This is a genomic window from Pseudomonas sp. Van50 (assembly GCF_055390755.1).
The window spans coordinates 4,578,670-4,593,960 of sequence record NZ_AP024343.1 but is presented as its reverse complement, the minus strand read 5'-3'; the positions used below and the strand labels follow the sequence as shown (position 1 = coordinate 4,593,960).

The 15,291-nt window shown below is 63.1% G+C and carries 15 protein-coding genes; 7 read left to right on the top strand and 8 right to left on the bottom strand.

The features are described from left to right. Positions 1-240: 240 nt before the first annotated feature. Positions 241-942, top strand: coding sequence for a response regulator (locus ACZ5M5_RS19305; RefSeq protein WP_103310362.1), 702 nt, complete (start codon positions 241-243; stop codon positions 940-942). 4 nt (positions 943-946) lie between these two features. Continuing rightward, the gene (locus tag ACZ5M5_RS19300; protein WP_060741689.1) at positions 947-2,248 is read left to right on the top strand and encodes an ATP-binding protein; all 1,302 of its coding nucleotides are present in this window, start codon (positions 947-949) and stop codon (positions 2,246-2,248) included. A gap of 56 nt (positions 2,249-2,304) precedes the next feature. On the opposite strand, the gene ACZ5M5_RS19295 is transcribed toward ACZ5M5_RS19300, so the two are convergent. Beyond that, entirely contained in the window at positions 2,305-2,946 is a 642-nt protein-coding gene (locus tag ACZ5M5_RS19295; protein WP_060741690.1) for a DUF1345 domain-containing protein, read from the bottom strand. Positions 2,947-2,987: 41 nt separating this feature from the next. Beyond that, the gene (pncA, locus tag ACZ5M5_RS19290; protein WP_103310361.1) at positions 2,988-3,641 is read right to left on the bottom strand and encodes a bifunctional nicotinamidase/pyrazinamidase; all 654 of its coding nucleotides are present in this window, start codon (positions 3,639-3,641) and stop codon (positions 2,988-2,990) included. Positions 3,642-4,211: 570 nt separating this feature from the next. Between pncA and ACZ5M5_RS19285 the strand changes: the two genes are divergently transcribed. Then, positions 4,212-6,290, top strand: a complete 2,079-nt coding sequence (locus ACZ5M5_RS19285) for a putative bifunctional diguanylate cyclase/phosphodiesterase (protein ID WP_060741692.1) — start codon at positions 4,212-4,214, stop codon at positions 6,288-6,290. A gap of 6 nt (positions 6,291-6,296) precedes the next feature. On the opposite strand, the gene ACZ5M5_RS19280 is transcribed toward ACZ5M5_RS19285, so the two are convergent. Continuing rightward, complete coding sequence (locus ACZ5M5_RS19280) at positions 6,297-7,397, bottom strand: DNA alkylation repair protein (RefSeq protein WP_464737825.1); 1,101 nt, start codon at positions 7,395-7,397, stop codon at positions 6,297-6,299. A gap of 251 nt (positions 7,398-7,648) precedes the next feature. Here ACZ5M5_RS19280 and ACZ5M5_RS19275 point away from each other — a divergent pair, with 251 nt between their 5' ends. Continuing rightward, positions 7,649-7,957 carry an RcnB family protein gene (locus ACZ5M5_RS19275; protein ID WP_060741694.1) on the top strand — a complete coding sequence of 103 codons (309 nt, stop codon included), beginning with the start codon at positions 7,649-7,651 and terminating at the stop codon, positions 7,955-7,957. A 4-nt stretch (positions 7,958-7,961) separates the two neighbouring features. On the opposite strand, the gene ACZ5M5_RS19270 is transcribed toward ACZ5M5_RS19275, so the two are convergent. Together ACZ5M5_RS19270 and ACZ5M5_RS19265 are read right to left on the bottom strand one after the other, a co-directional pair. Then, positions 7,962-8,285 carry a protealysin inhibitor emfourin gene (locus tag ACZ5M5_RS19270; protein ID WP_053122893.1) on the bottom strand — a complete coding sequence of 108 codons (324 nt, stop codon included), beginning with the start codon at positions 8,283-8,285 and terminating at the stop codon, positions 7,962-7,964. After that, positions 8,285-9,346, bottom strand: a complete 1,062-nt coding sequence (locus ACZ5M5_RS19265) for a M4 family metallopeptidase (protein ID WP_464737824.1) — start codon at positions 9,344-9,346, stop codon at positions 8,285-8,287. The genes ACZ5M5_RS19270 and ACZ5M5_RS19265 overlap by 1 nt, the downstream gene beginning before the upstream one ends. Before the next feature lie 145 nt (positions 9,347-9,491). Between ACZ5M5_RS19265 and ACZ5M5_RS19260 the strand changes: the two genes are divergently transcribed. Beyond that, a complete protein-coding gene (locus tag ACZ5M5_RS19260; protein WP_060741696.1) occupies positions 9,492-9,833 on the top strand; it encodes an FKBP-type peptidyl-prolyl cis-trans isomerase in 342 nt (113 codons plus the stop codon). A 44-nt stretch (positions 9,834-9,877) separates the two neighbouring features. Continuing rightward, positions 9,878-10,645 (top strand): ArsR/SmtB family transcription factor, encoded by a 768-nt coding sequence (locus ACZ5M5_RS19255; RefSeq protein WP_464737823.1) that lies wholly within the window; start codon positions 9,878-9,880, stop codon positions 10,643-10,645. A 66-nt stretch (positions 10,646-10,711) separates the two neighbouring features. On the opposite strand, the gene ACZ5M5_RS19250 is transcribed toward ACZ5M5_RS19255, so the two are convergent. Beyond that, the gene (locus ACZ5M5_RS19250) at positions 10,712-11,503 is read right to left on the bottom strand and encodes an AraC family transcriptional regulator (RefSeq protein ID WP_060741698.1); all 792 of its coding nucleotides are present in this window, start codon (positions 11,501-11,503) and stop codon (positions 10,712-10,714) included. A 109-nt stretch (positions 11,504-11,612) separates the two neighbouring features. Here ACZ5M5_RS19250 and ACZ5M5_RS19245 point away from each other — a divergent pair, with 109 nt between their 5' ends. Beyond that, on the top strand, positions 11,613-12,542 hold the full coding sequence (locus ACZ5M5_RS19245; protein ID WP_464737822.1) for a DMT family transporter: 930 nt from the start codon (positions 11,613-11,615) through the stop codon (positions 12,540-12,542). 83 nt (positions 12,543-12,625) lie between these two features. Here ACZ5M5_RS19245 and ACZ5M5_RS19240 read toward each other — a convergent pair whose 3' ends face one another. Both ACZ5M5_RS19240 and lpdA read right to left on the bottom strand, forming a co-directional pair. Beyond that, complete coding sequence (locus ACZ5M5_RS19240) at positions 12,626-13,645, bottom strand: branched-chain amino acid aminotransferase (RefSeq protein ID WP_192261066.1); 1,020 nt, start codon at positions 13,643-13,645, stop codon at positions 12,626-12,628. A 257-nt stretch (positions 13,646-13,902) separates the two neighbouring features. Continuing rightward, a complete protein-coding gene (gene lpdA / locus ACZ5M5_RS19235) occupies positions 13,903-15,288 on the bottom strand; it encodes a dihydrolipoyl dehydrogenase (protein WP_464737821.1) in 1,386 nt (461 codons plus the stop codon). Between the last annotated feature and the right edge of the window lie 3 nt (positions 15,289-15,291).

The following is a 15,291-nucleotide window of genomic DNA, read 5'->3' as shown; positions in this document are numbered from 1 at the left end:
TATCTCAGGGGGTAATCCGGTAAAGCTTTGTAGACAGTGTGTGAAATTGTGTAAGGGGTTTGGCTCTGGGTGGGTGAGGGCGTATATCCTTGGCCGCTTGAGATTCTCTGCGTCTGGCAGGCCCTCATCGCGAGCAAGCTCGCTCCCACAGTGGTTTTGTGTCGTCCCCTCGACCCTTGTGGGAGCGAGCTTGCTCGCGATTGCGGCATTGCCGGCGCCACAGCACTTTCTGGAAACACCATGCCCAACATCCTCCTGGTCGAAGACGACCCCGCACTCTCTGAACTGATCGCCAGTTACCTGGAGCGCAACGGCTATCAGGTCAGCGTCCTCAGCCGTGGCGATCATGTGCGTGAACGGGCGCGGGTCGATCCGCCGGACCTGGTGATCCTCGACCTGATGCTGCCGGGGCTGGACGGCTTGCAGGTCTGCCGCTTGCTGCGGGCCGATTCGGCGACCTTGCCGATCCTGATGCTCACCGCCCGGGACGACAGCCACGACCAGGTCCTGGGCCTGGAGATGGGCGCTGACGACTACGTCACCAAACCGTGCGAGCCTCGGGTGTTGCTGGCGCGGGTGCGCACCTTGTTACGGCGCAGCAGCCTCATCGAGCCGCAGACGGCCAACGACCGCATCCTGGTGGGCAACCTGTGCATCGACTTGTCCGAGCGCACGGTGACCTGGCGCGGGCAGGCGGTGGAATTGTCCAGCGGCGAATACAATCTGCTGGTGGTGTTGGCCCGGCATTCCGGCGAAGTGCTGAGCCGCGACCAGATCCTGCAACGCCTGCGGGGTATCGAATTCAACGGCACCGACCGTTCGGTAGACGTGGCGATTTCCAAGTTGCGGCGCAAGTTCGACGACAACGCCGACGAAGCCCGCAAGATCAAAACCGTGTGGGGCAAGGGCTACCTGTTCAGCCGTTCCGAGTGGGAATGCTGAGCCGATGTGGAAGCTGCTGATTCGCCTCTACCTGGTCACCATCGTGTCCTACAGCGCGGCGATCTACCTGATGCCGGAACTGGTGGTCCGCCTGTTCCACGAGCGTTTCCTGACCTACAACCTCGATTATTCCCGGGGCCTGCAAACCCTGTTGGTCAAGCAGTTCCGCGCTGTGCCCAGCGCACAGTGGCCGACGCTGGCGGCGCAGATGGACAAGGAATTCGACCCGCTGCGCATCGAACTGGCCGCCATCGATGACAACGGTTTCAGCGCCGAGGAGCAGGCGCGTCTCAAGCGCGGCGAGAATGTGGTGCGCCTCGGCGACTGGGCCTGGCGAACCCTGGCGGCGGCACCGCTGGATGAGCACACGGCGGTGAAGATGGTCGTGCCGCCGGACCCGGCCGATGTCAGTTGGTTGTACTGGAGCATCAACGTGTTGATCGGCGCGACGATGCTGGCTTGCCTGTTGCTCTGGTTGCGGCCTCACTGGCGCGACCTGGAACGCCTGCGGCGCACCGCCGAGCGTTTCGGCAAAGGTCATCTGGGGGAGCGTACGCACATCGCCTCCAGTTCGAACATCGGCAGCCTGGCCCATGTGTTCGACACGATGGCGGGGGACATCGAGAACCTGCTCAACCAACAGCGGGATCTGCTCAACGCCGTGTCCCACGAACTGCGCACGCCCCTGACGCGGCTCGACTTCGGCCTGGCCCTGGCGCTGTCCGATGATCTGCCGGCACCCAGCCGCGAGCGACTGCAAGGGCTGGTGGCGCACATTCGCGAGCTGGATGAGTTGGTGCTGGAGCTGTTGTCCTACAGCCGGTTGCAAAACCCGCAACACTTGCCCGAACGGGTCGAAGTGGCGCTGGACGAATTCATCGACAGCATCCTGGGCAGCGTCGACGAGGACCTGGCGGCGCCGGACGTGGTGATCGACGTGTTGTTGCATGGGACGCTGGAGCGTTTTGTGCTGGACCCACGGTTGACCGCACGGGCGTTGCAGAACCTGCTGCGCAATGCCATGCGGTATTGCGAAAAGCACATCCAGATCGGCGTGCTGGTGGGTGGTCAAGGCTGTGAGATCTGGGTCGACGACGACGGCATCGGCATTCCCGACAGCGAACGCGAGCGGGTGTTCGAGCCGTTCTACCGCCTGGACCGCAGCCGCGATCGCGCCACGGGCGGCTTCGGCCTCGGCCTGGCCATCAGCCGCCGGGCCCTGGAAGCCCAGGGCGGCACCTTGACGGTGGAAGCCTCGCCGCTAGGCGGGGCACGTTTCAGGCTATGGCTGCCAACACCGCCCTGAATCCTGTGGCGAGGGAGCTTGCTCCCGCTGGAGCGCGAAGCGGTCCCAATGGCCCCTTACCCAAACAACCCCGCCGCAATATTGATCGAAAACCCCAGGATCGCCGTGTTGAACACAAACCCGATCAACGACTGCGCCAATACGATCTTGCGCAGTTGCCGGGTGGCGACCCCCACGTCGGACGTCTGCACCGCGACCCCGATGGTGAAAGAGAAATACAGGAAATCCCAATAGTTGGGCGTGGTCAGCCCTTCGGCAAAGCGCAGCGCCGGCTCCTTGCCCTCCCAGGTGTAATACAGCCGTGCGTAGTGAACGCTGAAAATCACTCCGATCAGCAACCATGAACCGATCACGGTCATTGCCGTGAAGCCGTAGTGCAACAGCTTGCCAGCGGCTTGCAGGTCGCGGCTGCCGGCCAGCTCGAAGGTGATGGTCGCCAGGCTGGCCAAGGCCGCGACGCAGACCGTCAGCAGCACCAGCCCGGCATTTTCATCTTCGATTTCGGCGATGCGCTTCACATCGGGCGCCTTGGCCCGCACGGTCAGCCAGAACATCAGCACCAGGTAGGTCCAGACCCCGGCATTCCAGCCGATCAGGATCTTGCTGATGATCGAGTCCACGGGAGCCAGGATACCCACCGCCAGGCCAAGGACCGTGGCGCTGGAAAGGCGCGGGTGAGTGCGGGCGAGGAAGGGCATGGAGGCTCACTGTCCGGAAAAGAGGCGCCTAGTATGGGCCATCAAGCGAAGGGGCGACCGTCTATCGCGCTGGATTCGATCAATTGCACGCCCGCTTCCTGCATCCGCTGGATCGCCGCCTCCATCGAGCCCTCCCTGTCGATGCCCCGGCAGGCGTCCAGCACCACAAACGCGTTGAACCCGGCCAGCCGGGCATCCAGTGCCGAAAACATCACGCAGAAATCCAGGGCCAGGCCTACCAGGTAGACGGTGTCGATGCCGCGTTCCTTGAGGTAGCCGGTCAAACCGGTCGGGGTCTGGTGGTCCGCTTCCAGGAAGGCCGAGTAGCTGTCGATGTCCGGGTTGCAGCCTTTGCGAATGATCAGCTTGGCATGGTCAAGCCCGAGTGCCGGGTGCAGCGCGGCACCGTGGCTGCCCTGTAGGCAGTGGTCGGGCCAGAGTGTCTGCTCGCCGTAGGGCAATTGGACGGTGTCGAAAGGTTGCTTGCCCGGGTGACTGGAGGCAAACGAGGCGTGCCCGGCCGGGTGCCAGTCTTGCGCGAGGACGACGTGCCTGAATGATTGGCCGAGCTGGTTGATCAACGGCACGATCTCATCGCCTCCTGGCACGGCCAGTTGGCCACCGGGGATGAAGTCGTTCTGTACATCGATCACCACGAGTGCGGTGGTCAAGGCTCGGTTGGCTGGAACGCTCATGAGTGGAATCCTCCTTGAAGTGGTTCTTCGAGAGTAGCTGAACGCCCCGGGGCCGGTGTGCAGACTGATCCACAGCTATCGCGAGCGAGCTCGCTCCCACACTGGATCTCCAGTGAATCTAAAACCTGTGCCCGACCCCAATCCCACTGTGGGAGCGAGCTTGCTCGCGATGACGGCGGCCCATTCAACATTGATGCAAGCTGATCCACCGCTATCGCGAGCAAGCTCGCTCCCAAACTGGATCTCCAGTGAATCTAAAACCTGTGCCCGGCCCAAATCCCACTGTGGGAGCGAGCTTGCTCGCGATGACGGCGGCCCATTCAACATTGATGCAAGCTGATCCACCGCTATCGCGAGCAAGCTCGCTCCCACAATGGAACTGCGGTGAACGCATGATGGATGGCTTGCAGAAAAAATCTCCCTGCGCGGGGTCGTGTCTTTCGTCGAAAATATTCCAGGTTTGATGGCTTTTTGACATTTGGTTCGTGCGTCCCTGTCACGATTCAGTACAATCGCCGGCCTCCAACCGGGCATGGAAGCAGTCCGGTTCTCCAGTTACGAGAAAAAACCATGCTCATCGGCAGTTATTCCCCCGCCCTCGTTTCGATCTCCTTGTTTGTTGCCGTGCTGGCTTCCTACACCGCGCTGGATCTGGCCGGGCGTATCGCGACCGCCCAGGGGCGCGCCGCGCATTGGTGGATGACTGGGGGCGCGCTGGCGATGGGGGTGGGTATCTGGTCCATGCACTTCATCGGCATGCTGGCGTTCACCTTGCCGGTTGAGCTTGGCTACGATATTTCGATCACCGCGCTGTCACTGCTGACCGCGATTCTTTCCAGCGGTTTTGCCCTGTGGCTGGTTAGCCAGCCGCGATTGCCGGCTTGGCAGTTGGCCTTCGGTGCGCTGATCATGGGCGCCGGGATCAGCGCCATGCATTACACCGGCATGGCCGCGCTGCGGATGCAGCCGGGCATCGATTACGACCCGACGCTGTTCGGGGCTTCGCTGGTGATTGCTGTCGGCGCCTCGGCGGCGGCGCTGTGGATTGCCTTTCGCCTGCGCCAGAACACCCCCCACGTGCGTCTGGCGCGCGCGGGCGCCGCGGTGGTCATGGGCATCGCCATCGTCGGCATGCACTACACCGGCATGGCCGGGGCGCGCTTCAGCGAGGGCAGCTTCTGTGGTTCCCTGGACGGCTTGAGCGGCAAGGGCCTGGACAATCTGGTGTTGATCACCACCCTGGCGGTGCTGGCCATTGCCTTGCTGACATCGATTCTTGATGCGCGTCTGGAAGCCCGCACTGCCGAGCTGGCCCAGTCCCTGACCCGGGCCAACCGGGAACTGACGCAGTTGGCCCTGCACGACCCCCTCACCGAACTGCCCAACCGTGTGCTGCTGGCCGACCGGATCGACCAGGCCATGCATCGGGTGCAAGAGCAGGGCGGCTGCTTCGCCTTGATGTTCATCGACCTCGATGGTTTCAAGCCGGTCAACGATGCCTTTGGTCACCACATGGGCGATTTGTTGCTGCGGGACGTGGCCCTGCGCCTGCGCGAAGACCTGCGCAGCCAGGACACCCTGGCGCGGATCGGTGGTGATGAGTTCGTGCTGCTGGTGCAACTGGCCGAACCCGACGATGCCCTGCGACTGGCGGCACGCCAGGTCGGCTTGATCGGGCGCACGTTCCGGGTGTCTGAACATGACTTGCAGATCTCCGCCAGCGTCGGCATCGCCCTTTACCCCGGCAACGGCCAGAGCGCTGAAGAGCTGCTGATGAACGCCGACGCGGCGATGTACCACGCCAAGGGCGCCGGCAAAAACGGCTACAGTTTTTTCGACGCCTCGATGAACAGCAACGCCCGCAAGCAATTGCAGCTGTTGCAAGACTTGCGCATGGCCGTCGAACAGCGGCAGTTCAGCCTGCATTACCAGCCCAAGTTCGATGCGGCCAATGGCCGTCCGGTCGGGGCCGAAGCCTTGTTGCGCTGGACCCACCCGACCCAAGGCCTGTTGATGCCCGACACGTTCATCGACCTGGCGGAAAAGACCGGGTTGATCATCCCCATCGGCGAATGGGTGTTGAACGAAGCCTGCCGGCAGATGCGCGAATGGTACGTGCTCGGTTATACCGACTGGCGCATCGCGGTGAACCTCTCGGCCTTGCAGTTCTGCCACACCGGTCTGGTGCAGAGCGTGGCCAAGGCGTTGGAAACGCATAAGCTGCCGGCCAACAGCCTGACCCTGGAAATCACCGAAACCACCGCCATGAGCGATGCGGACGCGAGCATGACGGTGTTGCAACTGCTCTCGGACATGGGCGTGGATTTGTCCATCGACGACTTCGGCACTGGCTATTCGAGCCTGATGTACCTCAAGCGCCTGCCGGCCAACGAGCTGAAGATCGATCGCGGCTTCGTGCGGGACCTGGAGCATGACAGCGATGACGCGGCCATCGTCTCGGCCATCGTCGCCCTCGGCCAGGCCCTGGGCCTGCGGATCGTCGCCGAAGGCGTGGAGACCGATGTGCAACAAGACTTCCTGACCCAGTTGGGCTGCGATTCGCTGCAGGGCTATCTGTTGGGCCATCCGCTGCCGGCCGAGCGTTTCCTGCAGGAAATCCGCCAGGCGAAAGCCGTGGCGATAGCCTGACGCCCCTCAGACGATCTCGAACGCCGTGCTGCCCAGCCGCTCGCCGTTGACCAGCAGGTGCACGGCATGCCGGCCCGCGTAGTGTTTGCGGGTGGTCAGCTCGCGAATATGTTGCGAACGGCTGAGGTTGACGCGCCCCTGGGCGGGCAAATCGAAGGTCTTGAGTTTGAAGACCTTGGCCGAGGTGCCGCCCGAGGCTTTCACGTAGTCGACGGCGTAGTCGATCACCAGGCGCTGGCTCTGCCCGAGGGTTGATTGCACCGTGAAGGACAGCGTGACCTGTTCTCCCAAGCGAATCACCGCCGGCGTCACCTGCAAATCCAGCACCTGGACCTGCGCCTTGCCGCCGGCGCCGATGACCCCCAGCGCCCTGGGGTTGCCTTGTTTGATCAAGCTACGCAGCGCATGCCGGGCGATCCACGCGGTGTGGCGGTCTTGCAATGGCCAGCCTTCGATCTGGTCCAGCACCCAGTCGGGATGCTGCTTGGTGACGTCGTTGAGGTGGTTGGCCACGGATTTGCGCACATAAAGGCTGTCGTCGGCCTTGAGTGTGTCGAGGATCGCGGCGGCCAGGTCGGGGTTGGCCTGGATCGGCTCCAGGTGAAACGACCACGGCAGGCGCGGCCGGCTGCCTTCGCTGGCCAGGCGGCGCACGTGCTCGTTGGCGTCCAGTGCCCAGCCGTGCATGACCTTGAGGGTGCGTTCCAGGTCGTCCCGCAAGAAGTGCCGCACGGCGAACTCCGACGAGCCGAACCGAGTGAAATACTGCAGTGCGTCCAACGACACGTCGAAGTGATTGCGGCCGTAAGACGCCACGTAGTGCGGCAGGAACATGCTGACAAACATGCTGTTCAGGCGCGGGGCCAGGGCGCGCAGCACCTCTAGCGACGCTTCATAATCGAGAGGCAGCACCGCGTGCAGGCACTCGCTGACCCGGGCCATGCGCTGCATCACCGACAACTCGGCCAACCCGTCGTTGGCCATGCGCAAGAATGCCTTGGCGTCGAAGGCCGGATACACCGCGCGCATTTCGCTGGCGATGTGTTCCAGGCGGGCGTTGTTGAAGATTTCCTTGAGGGCAGGGGAGGCAGTGGTCGGGGTCGTCATGGCTGGGTCCGTCGTGCAGGGCTTGTCACTATATCCCGTGGCGAGGGAGCTTGCTCCCGCTCGGCTGCGCAGCAGTCGTACCCCCCGTGAATGCCGTATCACTGAATGACCGCGTCGCCTGGATTGGGGCTGCTGCGCAGCCCAGCGGGAGCAAGCTCCCTCGCCACGGGGTACAGTTTCCAGGAATTAAGGAATGATTTGCCGCCCGCGAAGTCCCAGATTCAGTCCCTCGAATAACTGGAGTTTTTTCTATGCGCAAACCCACCCTGATCGCCAGCCTGGTCCTGATTGCCGGCCTTGGAGCCCTTGGGCCTGTTGCGCAAGCGGTCGAGAAAACCGGAGACGCCCTGGAGCATTCGCCGAGCAATGGCCGCAGGCTGGTGGAGAACGACCGGGTACCGGCGGACTACCAGCGCGCGGACAGGGCCATGAAAGACTGGAAACAGAAGAAGCTCGAACAGCCGACAAGCGAGCAGCAATGGGTGCAGATCGACGACAAGTACCTGCTGATCGAAACCGTGTCCGGCGCGATCGTCAAGATCGTGCCGGCCACACGTTAAATCTTCAGAGCACTTCGCCTTTGTCCCATAGGTGAACCAGCTCGCCGGGTGCCCGGTCCTCGGGCACCTGCAGCACCATCTCGTCGTCCTGGTCGTTGGCGCGATAACGCACCTCGATCTGGAAAAACCGCTGGTCGCCGCGCCCGGGCGTGGAGGAGGTCAGCGGCAGGCAGCCCTCCAGAACCGAACAGATGCGAGTGCGCTGGTCGAGGTCGCACTGGGCGAACTCGATTTCCCGTGGTCGGGTCAACGCATGGATGGCGGCCACGCCGCCCTGGCGCGACAGCCGTACCACGGCTTTGTCGTCGAGGTCTGGAAGGGTTTTCATCAGCTCTCCTGTGTCAGGTCGACGCCGACCTGGGCCCAGCCGTTCTGCACCGCTTGCACTTCCCGCGTGCCGAAGCGCTGGCGGGCATGCTCGACGGTCAGGCGGGCGAAGGCGCTGAAGGACGCGTCATTGGCCAGTCTTCGGTCGCACAAGGTTTCATACCAGATCCGGCCGGCCTTTTCCCAGGCAAATCCGCCCAGCGTGGTCGCCACCAGATAAAAGGCCCGGTTGGGAATGCCGGAATTGATGTGCACGCCACCGTTGTCTTCACGGGTAATCACGAATTCGCGCATGTGCGCCGGTTGCGGGTCCTTGCCCAGCAGCGGGTCATCGTAGGCGCTGCCGGGGTTGGACATGCTGCGCAGGCCGTCGCCGTTGATCTTGTCGGTGAGCAGGTCGGCGCCGATCAGCCAGTCGGCCTGGTCGGCGGTCTGTTCGAGCACGAACTGCTTGACCAGCACACCGAACACGTCGGAGATGGACTCGTTCAACGCACCGGACTGGTTGGCGTAGATCAACCCGGCTTCGCTTTCGGTGACGCCATGGGCCAGTTCGTGAGCCACCACGTCCAGGGAGCGGGTGAAGCGCTGGAAGATTTCGCCGTCGCCGTCGCCGAATACCATCTGTGCGCCGTTCCAGAAGGCGTTCTCATAGCCCTGGCCGTAATGCACGCTGCCCACCAGGGCGAAGCCTTTGTTGTCGATGGAATCGCGCCCCAGGACCTTCCAGAAAAAATCACAGGTGGCGCCCAATGCATCGTAGGCCTCGTCCACGGCCGGGTCGCCACTGGCCCGCTGGCCTTCCAGGCGTACCGGCTGGCCGGGCAGTTCCATGCTGTTCTGGGCGTCGTGCACGCTGCGTTGCGGGTGTCCGGCCTTGCCGGACTTGGGCAGCGCCGCCGCGACGGGCGGAGTGCTGGGCGGGCCAGGGTTGTGTCGTAGGTTGCGCACGTGGGTCAAGGTGCCGAGGGCGCTGGAACGTTGCTGTTCGGAACCGTGGGCGATGATGCGGTTGAGGATGTACGGGGGAATGAAACCGTGGTGCGGACGAGAGTCGATCATCAGAAAGTCCTTATCTGAAATGCAGGGTCGATACCCATGTGAACCGAATAGGCCGTTGCGGTTCCCTGATGCAGGGCAGACAACGTTTGCCATGCGTCCTGATTTCTGCGAAAACCTCGCGCCTGGATCACACGAGGGATACGCCATGAATGAAGAACTGCAAATCATCGACCTGCACCAGGGCGACGGCAAAAGCGTAGTCAAAGGTGCGCTGATCACCACCCAATACCGCGGCACCCTCGAAGACGGCACCGAATTCGATTCGTCCTACAGTCGCGGCAAGCCCTTCCAATGCGTGATCGGCACCGGTCGTGTCATCAAGGGCTGGGACCTGGGCCTGATGGGCATGCAAGTCGGTGGCAAGCGCAAGTTGCTGGTGCCGGCCCACCTGGCCTACGGTGAACGGTCCATGGGCGCACACATCAAGCCCAACGCCAACCTGATCTTTGAAATCGAGTTGCTGGAAGTGCTGACCCGGGACGATTGAGGGCAGAAACCGCTCGGTGCGCTTGTTCCATTGTGGAGTGAACGATGAACGTAGAACGTCATGACGTAGGCGTGTCTCAAGTGGCCGCAGCGATTGCCGAGCCGGCCCGTACCCGAATGCTCTGCGCCTTGATGGATGGCCATGCCCGCACCAGCACCGAATTGGCGAGCATCGCCGAGGTCAGCGCCTCGACCGCCAGCGCCCACCTGGCGAAACTCAAGGACCTGGCCTTGGTGCGCCTGCATGTCCAGGGCCGGCATCGCTATTACAGCCTGGCGGACCCACGCGTCGCCCAGGCCCTCGAAGCACTGATGGTGATCGGCCAGAACGCCGCGCCGACCTTCACGCCACGTACTCCGGATCGCCTGCAATTCGCCCGCACCTGCTACGACCACATGGCTGGCACCCTGGCGGTGCGGCTGCATGATCGGATGATCGAGGCCGGATGGTTGGAGGCGGTGCAAGGCCAGGACTATCGCCTGAGTGAGTCCGGCGAGGCGTTGTTCGAGGGCTTTGGCATCGACGTCCAATCACTCGCCACGCGACGGCGCCGATTCGCCTGCCCGTGCCTGGACTGGAGCATGCGCCGTTCGCACCTGGGCGGCGCACTGGGGGCGGCCTTGCTGCAGTTGGCGATCAAGCGCAAATGGCTGGTCCAGGACCTGGATAGCCGGGCCCTGGGGTTGACGGCCAGTGGGCGCCGGGAGCTGGCGCGGCGGTTTGGGGTCAGTGTCGAAATCGACGGCAAACCCACTGGCGCTATCGCGAACAAGCTCTCTCCCACAGTGGGCCAGCGCCGAACACAAGGTTGATACCCACCGACAAACCCTGTGGGAGCGAGCTTGCTCGCGATAGCCATCTCAGCATCACCCCCATCATCAAGCCATATGCCTGCGTCGATATTCATCCGGCGTGGTGCCCATCATTTTGCGAAACATGCTGATGAACGCCGAGGCGCTGCTGTAGCCCAGGTCCAGGCCAATGGTTTCCACGCTCTGGCCACGTTCGAGCAGGGCCAGGGCCTCGATGACTTTCAGGCGCTGGCGCCATTCCACCAGGGACATGCCCAGGTCCCGTTGGGCCCGGCGCATCAGCGTGCGTTCGGTGGTGTTGGCGGCGCGGGCCAGTTGCGGCAAGGAGCGCGGGTCGCTGGGATTCGCCTCCAGGGCCCGCAATACAGGGCCCAGCAGTGGATCATCCGAGGAGGGCAGGTAGCTACCGGCATGGGGCGCCTGAGTCAGCTTGTCCACCAGCACTTGCAACAAGCGCTGCTGCTCGGGTGTCTGCGGTTGGCTCGGCGGTTCGTTGCGCAGCTCTTCCAGCAACGCGCGGATCAGTGGGCTCAAGGTCAGCGCGCAGGGGACGGCCGGCAGCGCAGCGCACAGTTCGGCCGCCAAGTACAACGAACAATGACAGGCCTCATGCCGATTGAACCCAACGTGTTCCATGTCCGGCGGCAGCCAGATGCCGTACTGCGGTGGCGCGAGGTAATGGTGCTGGGCGATCTCGATTTCCATCACTCCACTGTAGGAGTAGACGAACTCACCCCAGGCATGTCGATGCCGGGGGTAAGTGGCGTGGGCCGGCATGCAGGCGCTGCGAAAGAAAATCGGCGAGGGCAGGGCCGCGTCGAACGGAGGCATTTTCAGATGTTGGGCTGGAGGCTGCATATCGACCGCAATGGCGGATTACCGGGATGGCTTGTCGGGTAATCACTATATCCAGCAAAGGTGTCAGGCAGACAATCCTTTCATCCATTTCTGCCCAAGGATCTTTCCCATGACCACCCGCCGCGCCCTGGATGGCCAGGTCAGTGCCCTGATGACTGGACTCTGTGCCATCTGGGGTTTCCAGCAAGTCGCGATCAAGGCCAGCGCCGCCGACATGGCGCCGATGCTGCAACTGGGCGTGCGCTCGGCCATTGCCGCGGTACTGGTCTGGCTGTTGGTGCTGGCGCGGGGTGAACGCCTGTCCCTGGCCGATGGCAGTTGGCGTCCAGGCCTGTTGGTGGGGTTGTTGTTTGCCCTGGAGTTCGTGATGGTGGGCGAAGGCCTGCGTCATACGACGGCTTCGCACATGGTGATTTTCCTGTATACCGCCCCGATGTTCGCCGCCCTCGGTTTGCACTGGAAACTGCCGAGCGAACGCCTCAAGCCGGCGCAATGGCTGGGCATCGCGGTTGCCTTCGGCGGGATCGTGGTGGCCTTCAGTGGCGGCTCGGAGGCGGCGAACGGCAGCTCGTTGCTCGGTGACGGCATGGGCTTGCTGGCCGGCGCGCTGTGGGGCGCGACCACGGTGACGGTACGCTGTTCGCGGCTGACCGACGTGCCGGCCAGCCAGACACTGCTGTATCAACTGGTGGGCGCCGGGGTGCTGTTGATCGGGATGTCCGTGGCGTTGGCGCAAACGACGATCAACCCCACGCCGCAACTCATTGCCAGCCTGGCGTTCCAGGTGTTGCTGGTGTCCTTCGCCAGTTTCCTGATCTGGTTCTCGCTGCTGCGCCGTTACCTCGCCTCGCAATTGGGCGTGCTGTCGTTCATGACGCCGCTGTTTGGCATCGGTTTTGGTGTCTGGTTGCTGGACGAGCCGCTGGAGCCGAACTTTATCGTTGGCGCGGTCCTGGTGCTGGGCGGGATCTTGCTGGTCAGCGGTTACGGCTGGTTTCACCAGCGCTGGGGGCGATGGTTGGTATTGCGGCGGGGGTAGCCGAAGCCGCCAGTAAAAAGCCCACCCTTGCCGAGGCAGGGGTGGGCTTTTTTATGCATGCACTGAGCAGGCGGTTGCCTAGGTCAAACCTTGACGATCCAACCCGCCGGCGCTTCCACGTCGCCGGTCTGCACGCCGGTCAGCTCTTTGTAGAGCTTCTGGGTGATCGGGCCGACTTCGGTTTCACTGTGGAACACGTGCAGCTTGTCCTTGTAGCTGATGCCGCCAATCGGGGTGATCACCGCCGCGGTACCGCAGGCACCGGCTTCCTTGAAGTCCGACAGCTTGTCGATGAACACGTCGCCTTCGATCACTTCCAGGCCCAGGCGCGATTTGGCCAGTTCGATCAATGACAGGCGAGTGATGCCCGGCAGGACCGAAGGGGATCTTGGGGTGACGAATTTGTCGTCGTGGGTGATGCCGAAGAAGTTGGCCGAGCCGACTTCCTCGATTTTCGAATGGGTCATCGGGTCCAGGTAGATGCAGTCGGCGAAGCTGGCCTTCTTGGCCTGGGAGCCGGGCATCAGGCTGGCGGCGTAGTTGCCACCGACCTTGGCCGCACCGGTGCCTTGCGGGGCGGCACGGTCGAAGCTGGAGATCAGGAAGTTGTGCGGAGTCAGGCCGCCCTTGAAATAGGCGCCGACCGGGATGCAGAAAATCGAGAAGATGAACTCGGGTGCGGTGCGCACGCCGATGTTGTCACCCACGCCAATCACGAACGGGCGCAGGTACAGCGCGCCGCCGGTGCCGTACGGCGGGATGAAGCGCTCGTTGGCGCGGACCACTTGCTTGCAGGCTTCGACGAACTGCTCGGTCTCGACCTGCGGCATCAGCAGGCGAGCACAGCTGCGCTGCATGCGGGCGGCGTTCTGGTCCGGGCGGAACAGGTTGATCGAACCGTCCTTGCAACGATAGGCCTTCAGGCCTTCGAAGCACTGCTGACCATAGTGCAGGGCCGTGGAACCTTCGCTGATGTGCAGCACGTTGTCGTCGGTCAGGGTGCCCGCGTCCCAGGCGCCATCGCGCCAGTGCGACAGGTAGCGCTTGTCGGTCTTGATGTAGTCAAAGCCCAGTTTGTCCCAATTGATGCTCTCGTTACCCATGACACCCTCTATTTCTTAACAACCGTCGAAACGGTTCAAGGCTTCTGACGTTTTTTGGATGGGGACAACAATACTTCATTCCGGGGCTGTTTCGCAGCCCGCACGACAAGGTGCAGACAGATAAATGATGGTGTTCTTGAAAATCGCGAGCAAGCTCGCTCCCACAGGTGATAACGGTCGTTCATGGGAACGTAATCCCATGTGGGAGCGAGCTTGCTCGCGATAGGGCCCTCACTCACACCATCAACTCTCCTGAATCACAGATGCAACGCATGCCCCAACGCCCGCAACGCCGCTTCCTGCACGGCCTCGCCCAGGGTCGGATGGGCGTGGATGGTGCCGGCGATGTCCTCCAGGCGCGCGCCCATTTCCAGGGACTGGCCGAATGCCGTGGACAGCTCCGACACGCCGACGCCGACCGCTTGCCAGCCTACGATCAGGTGATTGTCTCGGCGCGCCACGACCCGGACGAAACCGCTTTTTGATTCCAGGGTCATGGCCCGACCGTTGGCGGCGAACGGGAAGCTCGAAACCAGGCAGTCCAGCCCGGCAGCCTTGGCCTCGTCCGGCGTCTTGCCGACCACCACCAGTTCCGGGTCGGTGAAGCACACCGCGGCGATGGCGGTCGGGTTGAATTCCCGATGCTGGCCGGCGATCAGCTCGGCGACCATTTCGCCTTGGGCCATGGCCCGGTGGGCGAGCATCGGCTCACCGCTCAGGTCGCCGATGGCCCAGACGTTGCGCATGCTGGTCTGGCAACGACTGTCGATTTTCACCGCCGAACCGTTCATCGCCAGGTCCAGCGCTTCAAGGTTCCAGCCCTGGGTGTTGGGTTTGCGCCCGACCGCTACCAGCACCCGGTCGGTGTCCAGGTTCAGCGTGTCGCCATTGGGATCGCGCACTTGCAAGGTGCTGGCCTGGGCATCGAACCCTTCGACGCTATGCTTGAGGTACAGCTTCACGCCCAGTTGCTTGAGCGCCTCGTGCACCGGTTGCGTCAGCTCGCCGTCGTAAGCGGGCAGGATCCGCTCCTGGGCCTCGACCACGCTGACCTCGGCGCCGAGCTTGCGATAGGCGATGCCCAGCTCCAGGCCGATGTAGCCACCACCGACCACCACCAGGTGCTTGGGCAGCGAGGTGGGGGCGAGGGCTTCGGTGGAGGAAATGATTGGCCCGCCCAGTGGCAGCATCGGCAGGTTGACGCTTTTCGAACCGGTGGCCAGCAGCAGGTGTTCGCATTGGATGCGGGTATCGCCGACCTCGACCGTCTTGCCATCGATCACCTTGGCCCAGCCATGAATGACCTGGACCTTGTGCTTTTTCAGCAATGCCGCGACGCCGGTGGTCAGGCGATCGACGATACCGTCCTTCCATTCCACGCTCTTGCCGATGTCCAGCGTTGGCGCCGCCACCGTGATGCCCAGGGCCGAGCCCTGGCTGTGATGTCGGGTCTGGTGGAACTGCTCGGCCACATGGATCAACGCCTTGGACGGGATGCAACCGATGTTCAGGCAGGTGCCGCCCAACGCTTGGCCTTCCACCAGGATGGTCGAGATGCCCAATTGCCCGGCGCGGATCGCCGCCACATAGCCGCCGGGGCCGCCGCCGATGATCAGCAGCGTGGTGTTCAAAGTCTGTTGCATACC

Coding starts and splice junctions, on each gene's coding strand:
- ACZ5M5_RS19305 (WP_103310362.1), top strand. CDS start 241: ATGCCCAACATCCTCCTGGTCGAAGACGACCCCGCACTCTCTGAACTG.
- ACZ5M5_RS19300 (WP_060741689.1), top strand. CDS start 947: ATGTGGAAGCTGCTGATTCGCCTCTACCTGGTCACCATCGTGTCCTAC.
- ACZ5M5_RS19295 (WP_060741690.1), bottom strand. CDS start 2,946: ATGCCCTTCCTCGCCCGCACTCACCCGCGCCTTTCCAGCGCCACGGTC.
- pncA (WP_103310361.1), bottom strand. CDS start 3,641: ATGAGCGTTCCAGCCAACCGAGCCTTGACCACCGCACTCGTGGTGATC.
- ACZ5M5_RS19285 (WP_060741692.1), top strand. CDS start 4,212: ATGCTCATCGGCAGTTATTCCCCCGCCCTCGTTTCGATCTCCTTGTTT.
- ACZ5M5_RS19280 (WP_464737825.1), bottom strand. CDS start 7,397: ATGACGACCCCGACCACTGCCTCCCCTGCCCTCAAGGAAATCTTCAAC.
- ACZ5M5_RS19275 (WP_060741694.1), top strand. CDS start 7,649: ATGCGCAAACCCACCCTGATCGCCAGCCTGGTCCTGATTGCCGGCCTT.
- ACZ5M5_RS19270 (WP_053122893.1), bottom strand. CDS start 8,285: ATGAAAACCCTTCCAGACCTCGACGACAAAGCCGTGGTACGGCTGTCG.
- ACZ5M5_RS19265 (WP_464737824.1), bottom strand. CDS start 9,346: ATGATCGACTCTCGTCCGCACCACGGTTTCATTCCCCCGTACATCCTC.
- ACZ5M5_RS19260 (WP_060741696.1), top strand. CDS start 9,492: ATGAATGAAGAACTGCAAATCATCGACCTGCACCAGGGCGACGGCAAA.
- ACZ5M5_RS19255 (WP_464737823.1), top strand. CDS start 9,878: ATGAACGTAGAACGTCATGACGTAGGCGTGTCTCAAGTGGCCGCAGCG.
- ACZ5M5_RS19250 (WP_060741698.1), bottom strand. CDS start 11,503: ATGCAGCCTCCAGCCCAACATCTGAAAATGCCTCCGTTCGACGCGGCC.
- ACZ5M5_RS19245 (WP_464737822.1), top strand. CDS start 11,613: ATGACCACCCGCCGCGCCCTGGATGGCCAGGTCAGTGCCCTGATGACT.
- ACZ5M5_RS19240 (WP_192261066.1), bottom strand. CDS start 13,645: ATGGGTAACGAGAGCATCAATTGGGACAAACTGGGCTTTGACTACATC.
- lpdA (WP_464737821.1), bottom strand. CDS start 15,288: ATGCAACAGACTTTGAACACCACGCTGCTGATCATCGGCGGCGGCCCC.